General features: G+C 47.6%; 15 protein-coding genes. 10 read left to right on the top strand and 5 right to left on the bottom strand.

The features are described from left to right. Positions 1-33 precede the first annotated feature (33 nt). The gene (locus EI981_RS22520) at positions 34-552 is read left to right on the top strand and encodes an adenine phosphoribosyltransferase (RefSeq protein ID WP_127002081.1); all 519 of its coding nucleotides are present in this window, start codon (positions 34-36) and stop codon (positions 550-552) included. A gap of 98 nt (positions 553-650) precedes the next feature. Here EI981_RS22520 and uraA read toward each other — a convergent pair whose 3' ends face one another. Together uraA and EI981_RS22510 are read right to left on the bottom strand one after the other, a co-directional pair. Then, complete coding sequence (gene uraA / locus EI981_RS22515) at positions 651-1,937, bottom strand: uracil permease (protein WP_127002079.1); 1,287 nt, start codon at positions 1,935-1,937, stop codon at positions 651-653. Positions 1,938-2,273: 336 nt separating this feature from the next. Beyond that, the gene (locus EI981_RS22510; protein ID WP_127002078.1) at positions 2,274-2,621 is read right to left on the bottom strand and encodes a DUF4870 domain-containing protein; all 348 of its coding nucleotides are present in this window, start codon (positions 2,619-2,621) and stop codon (positions 2,274-2,276) included. A 305-nt stretch (positions 2,622-2,926) separates the two neighbouring features. Between EI981_RS22510 and EI981_RS22505 the strand changes: the two genes are divergently transcribed. The 7 genes from EI981_RS22505 (at position 2,927) to EI981_RS22475 (ending at position 13,689) form a co-directional block, all read left to right on the top strand. After that, positions 2,927-5,104: a RelA/SpoT family protein gene (locus tag EI981_RS22505; protein ID WP_127002077.1), complete on the top strand. Its 2,178-nt coding sequence runs from the start codon at positions 2,927-2,929 to the stop codon at positions 5,102-5,104. 46 nt (positions 5,105-5,150) lie between these two features. After that, entirely contained in the window at positions 5,151-5,597 is a 447-nt protein-coding gene (gene dtd, locus EI981_RS22500) for a D-aminoacyl-tRNA deacylase (RefSeq protein WP_127002076.1), read from the top strand. A 393-nt stretch (positions 5,598-5,990) separates the two neighbouring features. Continuing rightward, positions 5,991-6,437 carry a hypothetical protein gene (locus EI981_RS22495; RefSeq protein WP_127002075.1) on the top strand — a complete coding sequence of 149 codons (447 nt, stop codon included), beginning with the start codon at positions 5,991-5,993 and terminating at the stop codon, positions 6,435-6,437. Positions 6,438-7,075: 638 nt separating this feature from the next. Next, the gene (gene hisS, locus EI981_RS22490; protein ID WP_127002074.1) at positions 7,076-8,323 is read left to right on the top strand and encodes a histidine--tRNA ligase; all 1,248 of its coding nucleotides are present in this window, start codon (positions 7,076-7,078) and stop codon (positions 8,321-8,323) included. A 250-nt stretch (positions 8,324-8,573) separates the two neighbouring features. Continuing rightward, positions 8,574-10,352, top strand: coding sequence for an aspartate--tRNA ligase (aspS, locus tag EI981_RS22485; RefSeq protein WP_127002073.1), 1,779 nt, complete (start codon positions 8,574-8,576; stop codon positions 10,350-10,352). Positions 10,353-10,668: 316 nt separating this feature from the next. After that, complete coding sequence (locus EI981_RS22480; RefSeq protein ID WP_127002071.1) at positions 10,669-11,424, top strand: tRNA threonylcarbamoyladenosine dehydratase; 756 nt, start codon at positions 10,669-10,671, stop codon at positions 11,422-11,424. 138 nt (positions 11,425-11,562) lie between these two features. After that, on the top strand, positions 11,563-13,689 hold the full coding sequence (locus EI981_RS22475; protein WP_127002069.1) for a HelD family protein: 2,127 nt from the start codon (positions 11,563-11,565) through the stop codon (positions 13,687-13,689). 110 nt (positions 13,690-13,799) lie between these two features. Here the strand turns inward: EI981_RS22475 and EI981_RS22470 are convergent, their stop codons facing one another. Continuing rightward, a complete protein-coding gene (locus EI981_RS22470) occupies positions 13,800-14,099 on the bottom strand; it encodes a CD3324 family protein (protein WP_068779822.1) in 300 nt (99 codons plus the stop codon). Between the two features lie 570 nt (positions 14,100-14,669). Here EI981_RS22470 and EI981_RS22465 point away from each other — a divergent pair. After that, positions 14,670-15,974 carry a replication-associated recombination protein A gene (locus tag EI981_RS22465; protein ID WP_127002067.1) on the top strand — a complete coding sequence of 435 codons (1,305 nt, stop codon included), beginning with the start codon at positions 14,670-14,672 and terminating at the stop codon, positions 15,972-15,974. 156 nt (positions 15,975-16,130) lie between these two features. On the opposite strand, the gene EI981_RS22460 is transcribed toward EI981_RS22465, so the two are convergent. Both EI981_RS22460 and mnmA read right to left on the bottom strand, forming a co-directional pair. After that, positions 16,131-17,291, bottom strand: coding sequence for a polysaccharide deacetylase family protein (locus EI981_RS22460; RefSeq protein ID WP_127004903.1), 1,161 nt, complete (start codon positions 17,289-17,291; stop codon positions 16,131-16,133). A 340-nt stretch (positions 17,292-17,631) separates the two neighbouring features. Continuing rightward, positions 17,632-18,753, bottom strand: a complete 1,122-nt coding sequence (gene mnmA / locus EI981_RS22455; protein WP_127002065.1) for a tRNA 2-thiouridine(34) synthase MnmA — start codon at positions 18,751-18,753, stop codon at positions 17,632-17,634. 260 nt (positions 18,754-19,013) lie between these two features. Here mnmA and cymR point away from each other — a divergent pair, with 260 nt between their 5' ends. Continuing rightward, positions 19,014-19,433, top strand: coding sequence for a cysteine metabolism transcriptional regulator CymR (gene cymR, locus EI981_RS22450; RefSeq protein ID WP_127002063.1), 420 nt, complete (start codon positions 19,014-19,016; stop codon positions 19,431-19,433). Positions 19,434-19,603: the final 170 nt, after the last annotated feature.

Raw genomic sequence — 19,603 nt, 5'->3', positions numbered from 1 at the left:
GAAGTCTATTTTATTTTGATGGAGGAGATTTTGTTGGATTTAAAACCGTATATTCGCGTCATTCCTGACTTCCCACAGCCAGGCATCAGCTTCAAGGACATTACGACCTTGCTGAATGATGGTGAGAAATACAAGGAAGCAATCAATGCGATTAAAGAGATGGTAAGCGAATTGGAGATCGATGTCATCGCTGGACCGGAAGCCCGCGGTTTTGTTGTAGGAGCTCCGCTAGCTTATGCGCTAGGAGTTGGTTTTGTACCGATACGCAAGAGCGGCAAGCTACCATATGAGACAATTGAGGTTGGCTACGATCTTGAATATGGCAAAGATAAATTAGCGATGCATAAGGATGCCATCAAGCCTGGACAGAACGTATTGATCGCTGATGATTTGCTGGCAACGGGCGGCACCATCGCAACCTCTGTCAATCTCGTTCGCGAGCTAGGCGGCAATGTTGTAGGCACGGCTTTCCTAATAGAGCTAAGCGAGTTGAACGGGCGTGCGAAGCTGCCGGACATTAGTGTATTCTCTCTCGCAAAATATGATTATTAATCAGGTGCGCCTGAATTCAACCTTTTTATGATACAGCAAGGGCGGTCTCCAGAGTAGTAGTTCACTACTGGGAGACCGCCCTTGTCTATATTATAAAATTAAGCAGCGTCTTCCTTCTCGTTAGAGAGGCCGAAATGCTGGATGAACTTGAAGAACAGGCTGAGCACGATACCTACGATCGTGGCAAGCGCCATGCCTTTCAATTGCACATTTCCGAATTTCAATGTAGCGCCACTAAGTCCGACCACAAATACGACGGTAGTTAGAATCATATTTGTAGCCTTGGAGAAATCGACCTTCTGTTCAACGAAGATACGAAGACCGGAAGCGGCGATGACGCCGAACAGGAGCAACGATACTCCGCCCATAACCGGTTCAGGTATATTGGCAATGACGGCCGAGAATTTGCCTGAGAACGAGAGAAGGATGGCAAAGATTGCAGCTCCACCGATTACGTACGTGGAGTACACCTTGGTTAATGCCATAACACCGATATTCTCACCATAGGTTGTATTTGGCGTGGAGCCGACAAACCCGGATAATACGGTAGAAATACCGTTCCCCAGCAAGGATCGATGCAGTCCTGGATCCTTTGATAGATCTTTACCGACAATATTGCCAGTAACGAGCAAGTGACCGATATGTTCGACGATAACGACCAGTGCAACTGGGATGATCGTAATAATGGCTGCCGGGTTCCATTGAGGTGTCGTTACAGTCGGCATGGAGAGCCATTTTGCGGCGCCAATTGCTCCTGTATTCACTTCACCGAGGATTAGAGCGAGGATATAGCCGACCACAATGCCAATCAGAATGTGAATGATCTTAGGGAAGCCGCGGAAGAGTACTGCACCGAGAATGGTTACACCTAGAGTTACTAGTGACAGAGTAATACTGGTAGCATTTGGAGTAAATGCTTCTCCAGGATTTTTAGAGATCCATCCTGCCATACCGGCAGCTACTGGAATCAATTCAAGACCGATTAATGCTACGATAGCGCCCATAGCGGCTGGTGGGAATACAACATCAATCCACTTGGTTCCAGCATATTTTACGAGTAATCCTACAAGGATGAAAATAAGACCGGTAATGATGAAAGCGCCCAAAGCAAGTGAATATCCATTGCCCGGGTATTCTTTGAGTACCAGGCTAACAGGGGCGATAAAGGCGAAGCTTGATCCAAGATAGGCAGGAATTTTGCCTTTACAGATAAGAATGTAGAGCAGGGTGCCAATTCCGTTCATCAGCAGGATCATGCCCGGATCTACACCGAATAGATTCGGTACTAGAACTGTACTGCCAAACATGGCGAATAAATGCTGAATACTTAACAGTACGCCAGGCCCGAAAGGAACTTTCTCATTAACTTGAATTTCACGTTGCAAGCAGGGTCACTCCTCTATTTTATTTAACGTTCTTAAGGCATCCCTAATATGATAAGGACAATCCTGACATTTTTCAACAACAAATTTAGCCGAGTCACGCTATCCTTCAGAATCCCCCGTGTAAAGTTGAATATTCTCAATCGTATATCGCAGGTAATTAGAAGCACAGAAGCAAAAAAAGGCCCGGTATTTGCATTTCTGCAAATCCGGACCCAGTTTCAAGAGATTTTATGTAGTTTGTACGTGAGCACCAGAAGAGCCGGGTGAATTCAAGATTCGATGCCGAATTGCTTCCTGATTCACTTCGTGATCAAAAGCAGACTTTTTGAACTACCTTTAGAAGCTTCTGCTGAGCTGTTCGGCGTAATCGCCGACGATAGGCAACTTCGTCTGCTTCCCTTGCAGGGCAAGGAGCATAAGCACGATCCATAGCACAAAAGAAAGCGGCCAAACAATAAAAGCAATGATCGCCCCGATAATCGGAATGAAGCCTAGAATAATATTAATTAGTGTTAAGGCGCCAAAGACGATGAGGGATTGGGCCGCGTGAAACTTAACAAATTGGCTTTTCTTCTCGATAGCGAGGAAGATGATACCTGAAATGAAGCTGAATACATAACATAGAAGACCGGCCACTTTTGGGTCTAACCCGGTCGAGGATGGATCGACATTCACATTGTTCATAAGAATGGGATTCCTCCTAATTAAGATATAAAATCGAGATTTTCTGCTATATGGATATTCGTCAGTATGGGGGTTAATTCCTCCCAAATATGAAACATTATTTTCAAATAAACGGGAAAATAGTTGGAACCTGTCGGACAGATTCAGTACAACCTTCCACAAGCAGCTAAAATAGATGACTCAATAGTTGACGGCAAGGTATGTAAGAGTCATAATTATAGGAAATCAAAATTGGGGGTATAGTGCCCTCTAACGTACAAATCTCAATCTAGATTTATATATAGAAAGGACTCGGACTGGATTCAATGGGCATAGAGCGATTACTTGAAAAGGCGTCCGCCTATATAAAAGAACCGGATCTTCCTCGTATTCGGGAGGCGTATGATTTCGCGGAACAGGCCCACCATGGCCAGTTACGGAAATCCGGAGAACCGTATATTCTGCACCCTTTGGCGGTGGCGGATATCGTCGTTAGCATGCAAATGGACATTTTGTCGATTATTGCAGCGCTTCTTCATGATGTGGTGGAGGATACTACCGTCTCCTTGAAGGAGATCGAGAATCAATTCGGCACGGAATGCGCCTTGCTGGTTGATGGTCTGACTAAGCTCGAACGGATTAAGTTCCGTTCCAAGGAAGAGCAGCAGAATGAGAATTATCGCAAAATGTTTATAGCTATGGCGCAGGATATTCGCGTGATTGTGATTAAGCTTGCCGACCGTCTTCACAATATGCGGACCTTGAAATATCAATCAGAAGAGAGCCAGCGTCGTATTGCCTATGAGACACTGGAAATTTTCTGTCCGATCGCAAATCGACTCGGTATCTCGGCCATTAAATGGGAAATGGAAGATATTGCGCTGCGTTATTTAAACCCTCAGCAGTATTACCGGATCGCCAATTTAATGCGCAAGAAACGGGCAGAGCGAGAAGAATATATTGCGAACGTGATCGGGCGGATTACAGAAAAGCTGGAGGAAATGGGGGTAGAAGCTGATCTATTGGGCCGCCCTAAGCATATCTATAGTGTCTATAAGAAGATGACGACGAAGAACAAGCAGTTTAATGAGATTTATGATCTGCTTGCTATTCGTATTATCGTGAACAATATTAAAGATTGCTACGCAACCCTTGGAATTATCCATACTTTATGGAAACCGATGCCTGGGCGCTTCAAAGATTATATCGCAATGCCTAAGGCGAATATGTATCAATCGCTCCATACGACCGTAGTTGGGCCGAATGGTGAGCCGACAGAAGTACAAATCCGTACCTGGGAAATGCATCGAACGGCAGAGTATGGGATCGCGGCGCATTGGGCCTACAAGGAAGGCAGCTATGCGGGTGGTCCGGAGAATAAGATGACGTTCTTTAATGAAATTCTTGAGCTGCAGCATGAAGCCAAGGATGCTTCCGAGTTCGTGGAATCCCTTAAGATGGACTTCTTCACCGATTTGGTGTTCGTGTTCACCCCTTCCGGAGAGGTCATTGAACTGCCCGCGGGTTCTGTTCCGCTCGATTTTGCATATCGCATCCATACGGAGGTTGGCAATCGAACGATCGGTGCCAAGGTGAACGGGCGGATTGTTCCACTGGATTGCCAGCTGAAGACAGGGGATATCGTCGAGATATTGACCTCGAAGCATTCCTACGGACCAAGTCAGGACTGGCTGAAGATCGCGCAGTCTTCCCATGCCCGAAGTAAGATTAAGCAATGGTTCAAGAAAGAGAAGCGCGAGGAGAATATTGAAAAGGGACGCGAAGCGATTGAACGTGAGCTGAAGCGCGCCGGTATTGATGCATCGTTATGGATGACGGACGATAAATTGTTGGATGCCGCAAAGAAATACTCTTTCAATGATATCGATGATATGCTGTCGGCTATCGGATTTGGTGGGATTACGGCAGCACAAATATGCACCAAGCTCACAGAGAAGCTGCGCAAGGAGCAGGAAGAGAGCAATTCCATCGAGCTCACTTCGGAGATCAAAGAAGTGAAGCCGGGGCCAGAGGCCCGTAAATCTCGTCCGACCAATGGCGTTGTCGTGAAGGGGATCGATAACCTGCTCGTTCGCTTCGCGAGATGCTGTAATCCGGTTCCGGGGGACGAAATCGTTGGATACATCACTCGGGGACGGGGCGTATCTGTACACCGCAGTGACTGTCCGAATATTCCTCATGACGGAGACGGCGAAGAGGCAGCACGTATTATCGAAGTAGAATGGGTTGGAGCGATCGAAGCCAACTATAGTGTTGATATCGAGATCACGGGTCATGATCGGCGCAACTTCCTAAATGAAGTTCTTCAGGCAGTATCGGAGAGCAAGACGAATATTTCTGCGGTGTCAGGGCGCTCGGATAAGAACAAAATGGCCCAGGTTCATATGACTATCCTCATTCGTAACACAGATCATTTACAGTCCGTCGTCGAGAGGATCAAGCGTGTTAAGGATGTCTATACAGTTCATCGGATCATGCAATAGCTTATTCTGAACCTGTAATTTCAAGAAGAACGGAGTTAATGCAGAAATGAAAGTCGTCTTACAACGGTGTAAAGAAGCTAGTGTTACGGTACAGGGTGAAGTTATTGGCTCAATCGGGCAAGGCCTTATGCTGCTGGTCGGAATTACGCATGAGGATACGGACAAAGGAGCCGCTTATCTTGCTGAGAAGATCGCGGGATTGCGGATTTTTGAAGACAAGGAAGGGAAGATGAATCTTAGCGTTACAGATATCGGAGGAGCTATCTTGTCGGTATCGCAGTTCACGCTTTATGGTGACTGCCGTAAGGGCAAGCGCCCAAGCTTCATCGCTGCTGCCAGACCAGAACAGGCTGAGCCTCTCTATAACCGCTTCAATGAGATGCTGCGTGAGAAAGGTCTTGTGGTGGAGACTGGCCAATTTGGTGCCAATATGGACGTCGCTCTGACGAACTGGGGACCTGTTACCATTGTGCTGGACAGCCCTAGCGCTTGATCGTTAGTTAGCCACCGCTGTATATTACGGATAAAGGGCTCCTTCACTGGATACCCTTCTATGTAGAGAGTTCAATAAAGTTACCGAGATTGGGTTCAATCATGGCGACTTGTTGGACAAGCATTTGCCGCATAGAAGATCAGTGAGGGAGCTTGTTTGTTATGCGCCAATCCTTAAAATCAAAAATATGGCAGAGTCTCTCACACATCCCGGTAGGGAGCTGTAATGAGGCTGGAAAGCTAGCGAAGTCGGGACAGAAGGATGAGTTCGAATCTTTGCGGGATTTCAGACCTTCTAGCGAATATCTGCCGCGTCGTTAAGCAATTACCGTATAGTCATGCGATGTATTGTTCGTTATATTTTGAAGCAACCTCTATAAGGGAGTGAACAAGGATGTCCAAACATATTCAAGCTTATTTTCATAATGAGGATGAGGCTGAAGGAGCCAGAGCAAGCTTGATGGCCTTCCAGGCCGATGACGTTGAGGTCGGGCGATTGTCCGACTCGGTAGCTCGCAGCGATTGGTCTGCTCCTGCCTTCTACCCGATGAGTAACAACGGCTTTACAGTTGCCACCGGACCTGGGACGATGTCTGCCCAAGGATTATTCCATGTCGTTGACATGAGGGATGGCGATGTACGCAGTGATCTGGATGGAAGCAATAGCGCGGATGCTGATCATGGAAATGCAGTTAGAGACGATGCACTGGATGATGCAGTAGCGGATGATACGGACCAATTCCAGTATGCGCTGAGCGCTAAAGTAAGCGATGATCAGTATGAGCGTGTCGTCCTTAAATTGCGGTCTTTGGGGGCCTATATTGAACCGGCTGATATGTGATTTTTGTAATCTAACTGTAACATTCGCTTCACAGTCCTTTAACATAGCCTGTTTATAATAAAGACATGACCCCCTTTTTAATATATACCTTTTGAACCTGTACCCCGTTGGTAACAGGTTTTTTTCTTGTATAGGGGACTTGACTTTGTCGCATTAGTTAATTAAAATCAAAAAATATATATTAGTTTGAGTATGAGCAACATTTATAGCGATTTGATGACGGGACGAGTACTTCAGCCCCACACCCACAGAGAAGAATCCCTGACTGTTCAATATGCTGTATGGCGGTATCACCGTTTGGTAGCAATTGAAGCAGCTGGCTGGAAGGATTCTGGTTGATGATTGAAGGAAGGACTTCCCCGAGAACTGGCGACGAAAGGCATTTGCAATGGTTATTGCGAGGAGTGCTTAGTAGACGTGCAGCGTGGAACGGGCGTTAACCGTATGGAGCGAATGCAGGCAGGTTTGTTACGCGTACAGTACTGAGTGTTGTATGTGGGGCGGATTCCTTGCACGTATTCGGAATATGGGTGGTACCACGGGCAATATGAAAATATATTCTCTCGTCCCTGTTATAGATGACAGGGGCGGGAGTTTTTTTATTTTCGAGCAATTCATAACGATGGAGGATCGATATTATGGCTTTTCAGAAACCGACAGGTACACAGGATTTGTTGCCGGGCACGGTGGAAAAATGGCAGTTCATCGAAGAGAAAGCGCGCGATTTATGTCGGCGTTATAACTACAGAGAGGTTCGTACACCGATATTTGAACAGACCTCACTCTTTGAACGTGGCGTCGGTGAGACGACAGACGTTGTTGAGAAGGAAATGTACACCTTCACGGACAAAGGGGACCGCAGCATGACACTGCGTCCGGAGGGCACTGCCGGGGTTGTACGAGCCTATGTGGAGAACAAACTGTACGGAGAGCCAGATGTGAGCAAGCTGTACTACATCGGGCCGATGTTCCGATATGAGCGCCCGCAGGCCGGAAGACAAAGACAGTTCCACCAATTTGGTATCGAAGCGTTCGGAGCGACAGATCCGGCGATTGATGCTGAAGTAGTGGCGCTCGGTTATCAGTTCTGCCGTGAGCTCGGCCTTCAGGATGTTAAGGTGGAGATTAACTCGGTAGGAAATGCGGAGAGTCGGGCTGCTTATCGTCAGACATTGCTTGATTTCCTCACACCAATGAAGGATACGCTTTGCAAGGATTGCCAGTCCCGTATGGAGCGTAATCCGCTACGCGTTCTCGACTGCAAAATAGATCAAGGTAAATTTGTGAATGCCCCCTCGATTCTGGATAGTCTGGATGAAGAGTGCACGACGCATTTTGCCAAGGTACAAGAGCTGCTCACCGCGATGGAGGTTGAGTATGTCATTAATCCTCGTCTTGTACGTGGACTTGATTATTACACGCACACAGCGTTTGAATATAAGGCTCAGGGGATCGGTGCGATTGATACGATTGGCGGCGGCGGACGTTATAACGGACTTGTCAGTGAAGTGGGCGGTCCGGATCAGCCGGGTATCGGCATGGCGATCGGTCTGGAGCGCATCGCTTTGATTCTGGAGAAACAGGAGATTGGGATCAGCGGAATCAGACCGCTTGATATTTATCTCGTATCACTGGGCGAAGCGGCCGATAAGGAAGTTACGATCCAGACAGCCAAGCTGCGTCAGGCAGGCTTCTCGGCGGACCGCGATTATCTGGGGCGTAAGATTAAGGCTCAGATGAAATCGGCAGATCGGATGCAGGCTAAGTTCACAGCGATTCTCGGTGATGACGAGCTAGAGCGAGGTGAGATTATGCTGAAATCGATGGAGACCGGAGAACAGCGTAATGTCAAACTGGACGATCTGGCCAATGAATTGAAGAAATAATGAAATGATCAAGAGCTTCAATTGAGCTTTTACTCATAAAAATGCGTGTTCAAAAAGTCCGATTTTCAGCACCGAGAAGCTTGAATGAAGCTAGGGACGAAAGAAGCGGAACGTATGCCAAACCTACGTGAGCATCGGAAGGCCCGGCTGAATTCAAGATTCGATGTCAAATATGCTTTCAGTATTACTTCGTGATCAAAAGTGGACTTTTTGAACAACCTTAAAAAATGGCAAAGGAGATATTTATATCATGAAACGTACTCATCAATGCGGAACGCTTAGCGCCGCAAACATTGGAGAAACAGTTACGCTGAACGGCTGGGTTCAGACCCGTCGCGACTTGGGTGGCGTGCTGTTCATCGATTTGCGTGACCGCAGCGGCCTGGTTCAAATCGTATTCAACCCTGCTTATTCCGGCGAGGCTTTGAGTATTGCTGACAGAGTGCGCAGCGAATATGTCCTTGCTGTCAGCGGTAAAGTAGTGAAGCGTGACGCCGAGACGATCAACCCGAATATGCCAACCGGCGACATCGAGGTGCAAATTACAGAGATTGAAGTGTTGAACGCTGCGAAGACACCTCCATTCTTCATCGAAGATGGAGTGGAAGTGGATGAATCACTGCGCCTGAAATATCGTTATTTGGACCTGCGCCGTCCTGAAATGCAGAAGACACTCTGGCTCCGTTCCAAGGCAGCTAAGGTATTCCGTGATTTCCTCGATGGGGAAGGCTTCATCGAAGTGGAAACTCCGATCTTGACGAAGAGCTCTCCAGAAGGCGCACGCGATTATTTGGTACCTAGCCGTGTGCATGCTGGTGAATTTTTCGCTCTGCCGCAATCTCCGCAGCTGTACAAGCAGCTTCTTATGGTGAGTGGTGTTGAGCGCTATTATCAAATCGCCCGCTGCTTCCGTGACGAAGACTTGCGTGCTGACCGTCAACCGGAATTCACTCAGGTGGACATTGAGACTTCATTCCTGTCGCGTGATGAGCTGCTGGAAATGATGGAGAAGCTGGTTGTTCGTCTGTTCAAAGAGACGAAGGGGATCGATATTGAGACTCCGTTCCAGCGTCTTACCTATGCCGATGCTATAGGCAAATATGGCTCTGACAAGCCAGATCTTCGCTTTGGTCTGGAACTCGTTGACGTTAGCGATATCGTCGCAACCAGCGGTGTGAAGGTATTCTCCTCCGTTATTGAGAAGGGCGGAGAGGTTAAAGTCCTTAACGCGAAGGGCTGCGGAACCTGGAGCCGTAAGGATATCGATGATCTTGGACCCTATGCGGCACGCTATGGAGCCAAAGGTCTGGCTTGGGTACAGGTTAAGGAAGGAACGTTCCGCGGACCGATCGTGAAGTTCTTGAGCGAGCAAGAAATCGAGATTCTGAAAGAGCGTACAGGAGCTGAAGAAGGCGACTTGCTGCTCTTCTCCGCAGATAACAAGAAGGTTGTTGCCGATGTGCTTGGTGCACTTCGTCTGAAGATCGGACGCGATCTTGGCCTGATCGATGACAATGTCTATAAATTCGCTTGGGTAGTGGACTTCCCACTGCTGGGCTGGGATGAAGAACAGAAGCGTTATGTAGCTGAGCACCATCCGTTTACCCGTCCGCGCGAAGAAGATCTGGAACTGTTCGATACAGACCCAGGCAAAATCCTGGCTCAAGCCTATGACCTCGTATTGAACGGCTATGAAGTAGGTGGCGGTTCGATGCGGATCTTTAAGCGCGATGTTCAGGAGAAGATGTTCAACGCAATTGGCTTGTCGCCGGAAGAAGCGAAGGACAAATTTGGATATCTGATGGATGCGTTCGAGTATGGTACTCCGCCACATGGCGGTATCGCCTTCGGTTTCGACCGCCTGGTCATGCTGCTGGCTGGACGCTCCAACCTGCGTGAGACGATTGCATTCCCTAAGACGGCAAGTGCGACCGATCTACTCATGAATGCACCATCCGAGGTAGATACGCCTCAACTGGAGCAACTGCATATTAAGGTGGCAACTAAGCCTCCTGTAGCTGCAAAATAATATAGCAGTCTCGGGCAATCTGCCTGAACAGACTACTTATAGTGAGTTATACACTAGGACCTTACTCCGCTTGCTGCGGGGTGAGGTCCTTTTAAAATTCCTAATATGATCCAATTTGGTATTATGAACAAACAAGAAACTCCCATTAACCCTATTGTTTAAATGTAATTTGTGTAAAACTGAAGGAGAAGCTTGAGTAGAGATGCATCGGGGTGATATGATGACAAACGGGACAATCTTCTGTATAGTTAATGACGGTTCATTTGCATACAGGAAATTGAATTTATCGTCAGGGCTAATGGGAGGTATATGAATCATGCTTCATCAATTTTCACGGACAGAGCTGGCCATCGGAGCAGAAGGGCTGGAAATTCTGAAGAATAGTACAGTAGCAGTGCTTGGGATCGGCGGCGTCGGCTCGATGGCGGTAGAGGCTCTGGCCCGGACCGGAGTAGGCCGTATTATTCTAATCGACAAGGACGTTGTAGATATAACAAATTTGAATCGGCAAATTCATGCGCTGACGACGACGATCGGCCAGAAAAAAGCGGATCTGATGTGTGAGCGGGTCAAATTGATCAATCCCGAATGTGAAACGATCGCCTTGAACATGTTCTATACGGAAGAAACCTATGAGGAATTGTTCAAATACGATATCGATTATGTGCTTGATGCTTCGGATACAATCATTTATAAAATTCATCTTATTCTTGAATGCCGTAAGAGAGGCATACCGATGCTGTCCAGTATGGGAGCGGCGAATCGGATGGACCCTACGAAATTCCAGGTTGCGGATATATCTAAGACTCATATGGACCCTCTAGCCAGAGTTGTGCGTACGAAGCTGCGCGAGCTTGGCATCAAGAAGGGTGTTAAGGTCGTCTTCTCTACGGAGCAGCCGGTTAAACCGCGCGCCGAAGTAACGAAGAAAATCGTACCTGCCAATGCACCAGAAATTCGCAAAGCGAAGCAGCCTCCGGCAAGCAATTCCTTTGTTCCGCCGGTCGTCGGTCTGATCATGGTTAGTGTAGCTGTACGAGATCTTTTGGATAAAGAACAAGCCAATAAATAATAAGAACAGACGCTGCGGTGGTTATGAAGCCTCGGGCGTCTATTTTTGTAATGCTGAAAGTTCTTGTTCGCTTTTTATGGATCGCAGTGATATAATTGAATTCCTTTTGACAAATTTTATCTTAGGAGGTAACTGAAAGTGAGTGAATTTCAAAGTGCCTATCAAGAAGAGGAACGGAAGCTCGACCGTGCCCTGGCGAGTATTGATGATCAGCTGCAGCAGCTTCGGAGCATCCCAGTCTATATAGGGGATGATTTCACGGAGCAAGCTCTTGAGGCAAGCAGGGAAGGACAGCGTCAGAAGCTGATACAGTCCGCACAGGAGCCTTATTTTGGACGCTTGGATTTTGAGGAGTCTGGCCGGGAATTTATGCCGCTCTATATTGGAAAAGCGGGCGTGAGCGATACAGTGGGCAAGCAGCCGATGGTGATCGATTGGCGGGCTCCAGTTGCCAGTTTATTCTATTCTTTTACCGGTGGGGATTCAGCCTCATACGAGGCTCCAGAAGGGTTGATCGAAGGCAAAGTCTCGCTGAAACGGAATATCGTGATCCGTCAGAGGAAGCTGGAGCGGGTCGTGGATACTTTCAATGAGAATGCCGACACTCCTGGGGTGTCTGACGAGTTTCTCGTCTATCGACTTGGTGAGAATAAGGATAACCGACTGCGCGATATCGTCTCGACGATTCAGGCGGAGCAGGATCAGATTATCCGTGCTCTGAAAAATACCGCGTTGATTATTCAAGGGGTCGCAGGGAGCGGTAAGACGACAGTTGCCCTTCATAGATTGGCTTATTTGCTATATCAGTATAAGGAACAGATTAGAGCGGAGCGGATGGTTATATTCGCTCCGAACTTAATGTTTATCGATTATATCTCCGAAGTGCTGCCTGAGCTTGGCGTTGGTGATATTCAGCAGTGCACATTTACCGATTGGGCCGCTAAGGTGATCGGACTTATGACAGTACCAGCGGATGGTTCTGCGGGGCTGATGCGCTGGTTCGACGATCATGCACGGAAGCAAGAGATACGGACGGAACAAATTTATCCTGGCAGGTATAAAGGCTCGATGGAGTTCAAGAATTTATTGGACGATTATCTGCTGAGGATCGAGGCGGAGTGTGTGCCTCAGGTTGATTTTGAGCCTTGGGACGGCAATCGGCTGTCACGTGCGGAAATCTTGGAGTGGTTCGAAGGGGAGTATAAATACTATCCAGTGGCTCGGCGCAAGGAGCGGTTGTTGGCCCGGATTCATCGCTGGGTTGAAATGGAGCTGAAGAAATCTCCTTCGGCTGCGGCATTGAAGGAACGGAAGAAGAAGGCGCAGCAGCGCGAGAAGGCTTATGCGAAGAAATGGCCCGAGCTGGATTCGTTCCAGTTGTACCGGAATCTGTTCCAGATGAAGAAGAATGCTGATTTTGCGGTGGAGGATTTACAAGCTCGAATCCCGGCCGCGGTCTGGAAAGAGACGAAGGACAGCTTGAAGAATGGAACCGTGCAGGAAGACGATTTAGCCGCACTGTTGTATCTCTTCGCCGGAGTCAATGAATTGGATAGCACGCTAACCTTTGACCACATCGTAATCGATGAGGCGCAGGATTTCAGTCCTTTCCAGGTGGCAGTGCTGGACCGGTTCGTGAAGGGTCATTCTTTTACAATATTGGGGGATCTGTCGCAGGGCATTCATTACTACAAAGGAATTGATGATTGGCAAGAGATGCAGGGGCTATTCGCTCAAGAAGAGACGGCGTATTTCGCTCTAACCCGGAGCTATCGCTCGACGATGGAAATTATCGAGTATGCCAATGAGATATTGAAGCGCGGAGTAGGTACTGACTTGCTGGCTGTTCCCGTATTCCGCAGTGGCGATCCTGTTCGGCTGGAGCACGCGCAGTCCGGTGAGAGTAAGCTGAAGCTGATTAAGCAGGCATTAACCAAAGTATTGAATGGCGAATATCGCACAACGGCGATTCTTACAAGAACGTTGGATGAGGCGAAGCAGATGTATGAGTCGCTTACGGCTGAGGGATTGATCGCTAACTTGATCGATGGAGACAAGACGCAATATGCGGGGGGAATCTCGGTTCTTCCGGTGTATTTGTCCAAGGGGCTTGAATTCGATGCCGTTATTGTCACGGATGTAGATGCGCAGCATTATGGGCCGCAGGATGCAAAGTTGCTGTATGTCGGATGCACACGGGCCCTGCATGAACTGTGGCTGCTGTACGGGGATCAAATTCCTGAGTACGTGGTGACAGAGGTATAGGTAAGGTTCCAAAAGGCCAGTTGAACTACCTTTATAGATAAAGTTAAAGACCGTCCGAAATTATGTGAATGTTCGGACGGTCTTTTTTAGTTTCTTTTTCTTCATGATCTTCATTCTGTAACCGAAGCGACTTCTTTGAGAGAAGCACGCATTTTACACAATATTTTACGGATGCTCTCATCGGACAGGTAGTAGTCCTCAGCCAAATCCTTGACAGAGCGTCCGGTACGGTAATGATAATATATTTCTTCATTACGCTTGGCAATTTGCTTGCGGGTTCCGCTGAGTTCTCCCCAATGCGCTTTTGCGCGTTCCGGTTTGGGGATGTAGAGCAGCTCTCCTTGAATATAATATTGGAGCTCCTTCAGCAGCCTAGGGGGAAGCACATCCTTCCCATTTTTGTAATTCACGGTCATGTTCCTCCTTGCTCAGTAATTCGTATTTGGTATGCAAGTCAAGTAAAGTCAACATGGCTCGTTAATCCCCCTTTCGGCAATTTAGTGTCGTACATAACATTTATATTAGCATAGTCTGGTTCAAACGGAAATAAGAGGATGGCTGTGAAGCCACCCTCACTGTTAGAGTTTCCGCGTTACGCGGAAACCACCTCAATCACTGAAATCACTTCGATCAGCCCCCTTTCACGTGATTCGTCGGCCCGACAACTATATTAACTCATATATTGTCAGCAGTTGGAAGCGAAAGAACGATTATAAATGTTTTTTACTTTTGGTGTGCTAGAATAGAGGGAGTGTGAGCTCCATAAGTTAAGTGATTACCAGGATAAGGCTGCGGATGAAATGTTCTTTCGATCGCTGTTGTTCACGGATTTCTTGATCTTATAGATTCCAACAAGGTAGAAATCCGTTCACAAAGGCGAGCGCTACGCTTCTCCAGAATCATTTCACCCTTTGGCTATTTCCGTTATTATAGTGTTGAACTTATTTTAGCGTTGAACTTGGAGTAAGGAAGTGAACGGTATGGATTTATTCTCTTATAGCCAGGAACAGAAGCCGTCGGGCCGCTTGCTTGCGGATCGGATGCGCCCTGCTTCCCTGGATGAATATATCGGACAAGAGCATATTATTGGGCCTGGCAAGCTGCTGCGACGGGCGATCGAAGCGGACCAGGTATCATCGATTCTGCTATATGGCCCACCGGGCTGCGGCAAGACAACGCTTGCTCATATTATCTCGAACCATACTCAGGCGGAATTTGTCCGGCTAAATGCGGTGGACGCTTCCGTCAAGGATGTGCGGGAAGTGATTGAGAAGGCACAGAATGATAAAGCATTTTACGGTACAAAGACGATCTTGTTCCTGGACGAGGTACATCGCTTCAACAGCTCTCGTCAAGATGCACTTCTGCCAGCGGTAGAGAAGGGTACGATTATATTTATCGGCGCTACGACGGAGAATCCGTTCCATTATGTGAATGGCGCTTTGATGAGCCGCTCGACGCTGTTCCAGCTTGAGCCGCTGAACAAGGAGCATTCGCTCTCGGCAATGCGACGGGCGCTTGAGGATCGAGAGAAAGGGCTCGGCTTCATGAAGCTCAAGGTGGATGAAGATGCGCTGCAGCATATCGCCACGATGGCTAACGGTGATATACGCCGGGCCTTGAACGCACTCGAACTGGCGGTACTAACGACACCTCCTCTAGAAGATGGCACGATTCATGTGACGCTAGTAGTCGCGGAGGAATCGATCCGCCGGCCGTTGGTCAAAGCGGATGAGTCCACGCAGTATGATGTCTTATCGGCATTTCACAAGAGCATTCGCGGCTCCAGCGATGCAGCGGTGTTCTGGTTCCTGTATGCGGTCGAGAAGCTGGGCATGGATCCGATGACCTTCATCCGCCGCCTGATCGCGGCCAGCAGCGAGGATATCGGCTTGGCTAATCCACAGGCAATGGTGCAGGCGGTAAGTGCTCTGCAAGCTTACAGGAACAACGGTTGGCCCGAGGCCAGACTGAACATTGTTCAGGCTATCTTGTTCGCGGTGGAGAGCCCGAAATCCAATGGGGTAACGATGGCCATCGACAAAGCGATGATGGCGATCGAAGAGGTAAGGTCGGCGGAGGTGCCGCTTCATCTGCGGGACACTCATTACAAAGGCGCGGTTAAGCTGGGACATGAAGGATATAAATACCCGCATAACTATCCAGGCCATTATGTGAAGCAGCAGTACTTGCCGGATAGCATATCCAAGAGGATATTCTATGAAGCCACAGAGCAAGGCAATGAAGCCAAGATCCGGCATAACCAGGAGTTGCGACGCAGATAGTAGTGAATGCAGAATCCCCGTTCAGGCTAGGATACTGGATTACGGGGATTCTCCGCGTATTCTTGTTAAGCATTACGCCTCACATATGGATTAGCCTCAAAAAGGCTCATTGAGTCGTCAATAAGTCTTGTTGCAGTACCATGATATAATTGTCCATTACTCTTGGGTTAAATAGAGATGCTTACGATCGTTGTCCCAGTCCACCCGTATGCCGTTCAACGTGCAAAATTCGCGTAGCGGTATCATTACCTTGCCGCCATCATCTGTCCACACTTTGCCAAGAGATGGCTTCTTGACACCAACGGATACTTTCCCGTTTTCCTCTTCTCGTGACGTCTCTTTTAAGAGCTGGATCAATTCTTCAGGCGTCTTCTTAAGGCTGCCTGCATTGAAGCGGTAAGCAATACTGTCCTTTTGCGAAGTCATGCCTTCCTTTATCGTAAAACTGAGTTTAACGTCCAGCTTATTCAACACAGCCAGTACATGCTTGTTATAGACTCCGTATGGGAACGCAAGGATACCATAGGTATTGCCCAGTTCCTTCTTTAGCCTTTGCTCGGCCATCGATAGATCATGCGTAATACGCTGAATATACTCATCTTCAGACTCTGCTCTTTGCTTATCTTTCAAGTACAAGGGGCTGGACAGCATGGGGCTTTCTTCCCTCTCGGCATTGATCTCCGCATATTGATGAGAATCATATGTATGACTAAAGAAGCTCATACCGTACCCCTTCATCTCACGCATCTGATCCCATGTGATCTTCGGACGGCCAGTCTGATTGTCGACAGCGGATACGATAATAAAGTTAGTGGCGGTGTATCCGTATTTCCGCAATATTGGAAATGCCTTCGTATAGAAGCTCACATATCCATCATCAAAGGTCAGCAGTACCGCATTATCCGGAATGCTTGTGCCTTTTTGCATGAAGTTAGTGTATTCCTCCATGCTGATTACATGGAAGTCATTCGTTTTCAGCAGCTCCATATGTTTTTCGAATGTCGAAACTGGAAGGATCTGCGGTTCCTGCGGAATATCGTCGAGATCATGATACATAAGGACGGAAACTTGATTCGAGTAGTATGACTTCTTTTTCCCCGGTTCCTCTTCCTCGGTCAGCTGAATGCGCATACCTAGTTCTTGCTCAATAAAGGAAGTCGACATATGGAGTTGTCCATTCACCAGACGAATGTCGGCTTCCTTGACCTCATGCCCGTTCAACGTAACGGTAATCGGCTGTTCTGTCATGCTCTTATCTGGGACACAGCCGATCACTATAGCAAGTAAAAGTAAGACGGGTATAATCAGCTTGTTCATATTATTTTGGGTAATCTTCAAAAAAATCCCCCTCTTAGATGTTCTACCAACAGTCTAGAGGGGAGAACTTAACGAATCCGTGCCCAAACCTTAAAGAATGCTTATCTTTTGCTTAATATTTTCCAACCATTACTGAGGATTGATTAGTACACCAGTATCAAGGGCAGCCGCTTCCTGGGCAACGCCTTGGAAACTTTCATCTAACACAAAAAGAGAGGGCGTAATACGTAATATCCCTCTCTTTTTGTGTTAGATGCCTGAGTGTACGCTTAGCTTCCGAAATAGCCGGTTTTGCTCAATACACTGTTTGTTTATTACATTAACTTCAACTGACAGTTGCTCAAGAATGTGGAATAGCAACCTTCTTCGGAGCTTCGATTGTGCCACCGCCGAGGCAAACTTCGCCGTCATAGAAGACGACCGCTTGTCCTGGGGTAATGGCCTTCTGTGGTTGGTCGAAAACAACGCGTACGGTGCCGTCCTTGTTCGGGATGATCGTTACGACTTGATCCGTTTGACGGTAACGGAACTTGGCTGAGCATTTAAATGGCTCTAGCGGCAGCTTGTCCTGACCGGCGATCCAGTTGATACCGGAAGCTGTCAGTTGGGTAGAGTAGAGGCTTGGATGCTTGTCACCTTGTACAACATACAGGATGTTGTGTTCCAGATCCTTCTCGGCGACGAACCAAGGCTCTCCATTTCCCGATCCGCCGATGCCGAGTCCTTGTCGTTGACCAAGGGTGTAATACATCAAGCCGTCGTGACGGCCTTTGACTTCGCTGGTTACGATGTCAATCATATCCCCGGATTTGGCCGGCAAATATTGGCTCAGGAACTCACGGAAATTACGCTCACCGATGAAGCAGACGCCGGTGCTGTCTTTTTTCTTCGCTGTGTACAATCCAGCTTCTTCAGCGATGCGCCGTACCTCAGGCTTCGGCAAATGACCGATCGGGAACATGGCCTTAGACAACTGCTCCTGACTCAGGGCATTCAGGAAGTAGGTTTGATCCTTGTTGCTGTCAATTCCTCTAAGCAGCTTGTATCCGTCAGCGTCATTGACTACGCGGGCATAGTGTCCGGTAGCGACATAATCAGCCCCAAGATCGAGCGCTTTCTGAAGGAATTCCCCAAACTTGATCTCGCGATTGCACATGACATCCGGATTTGGGGTGCGGCCGCGCTTATATTCTTCGAGAAAATAGGCAAAGACTTTATCGAAGTATTCTTTTTCAAAATTAACTGTATAGTAAGGGATATCGATCTGTTCGCAGACACGCCGTACGTCCTCGGCATCCTGCTCTGCAGTACAGACCCCGAATTCATCGGTATCATCCCAGTTCTTCATGAAAATTCCGATCACATCATAGCCCTTTTGCTTCAACAGCAGTGCGGTTACCGAGGAATCTACGCCGCCGGACATACCCACTACGATGCGAGTCTCGCTATTTGGTTTAGACATATTTAATCACTCCTTTAGGACCGATATTGGCCTGTTCTTTATTGTAACATATACCCCGGCGATGTATACGATCAGTTTACCCTCAGCTAGCATCGCTGAATAAATTGTACGATTTTGATGAGAGATTTATTTCCCAAAGCTATAAAGGATATGATACGATAAGCAGAGGTAAGTGATAGGAATAGAGAGTAATACTATTCTCTTCTTGATCAAGGTTCCATTATATAAAGATTATTTGAAAATTGAAAGAGGTGGCTTCTTTGAAGATTTCTACAAAGGGACGCTATGGCTTAACGATCATGATGGAGCTGGCGGCAAAATTCGGCGAGGGACCAACTTCCCTGAAAAGTATCGCTGAGAAAAATCAATTATCGGAGCATTATCTGGAACAATTGATTGCCCCGCTTCGTAATGCTGGCCTTGTCAAGAGCATCCGCGGCGCGTATGGCGGCTATATCCTGTCCCGCGACGCCTCCGAGATTACAGCCGGAGATATTATCCGTGTACTTGAAGGACCGATCTCACCGGTGGATTTTACGGAGGAGGACGATCCGGCCAAACGTGATCTGTGGCTTAGAATCCGCGATAGCATCGCTGAAGTGTTGGATTCTACGACCCTGGAGGATTTAATTACATTCGAAGAGCAAAGTACTAAAGAGAACTATATGTTCTATATCTAAATGAATCTGTAGATTAATTTAGTGCTACTTACCTTCCTTAAGTGGAAAATCCGGATATAAATTCACAAAAATGACTCCTTACCAGGAGTCATTTTTGCATCAAATCGCAGAAGCGGGCATTGCTGAGCCGTGACAACAGTGCTATAGTATCCATGCCAAGAATCGCATGG

Origin of the sequence: Paenibacillus lutimineralis (assembly GCF_003991425.1) — a bacterium.
In the GTDB taxonomy this organism is placed as follows: domain Bacteria; phylum Bacillota; class Bacilli; order Paenibacillales; family Paenibacillaceae; genus Fontibacillus; species Fontibacillus lutimineralis.
The sequence above is the reverse complement of the archived record's forward strand: the minus strand, read 5'-3'. Positions and strand labels throughout refer to the sequence as shown.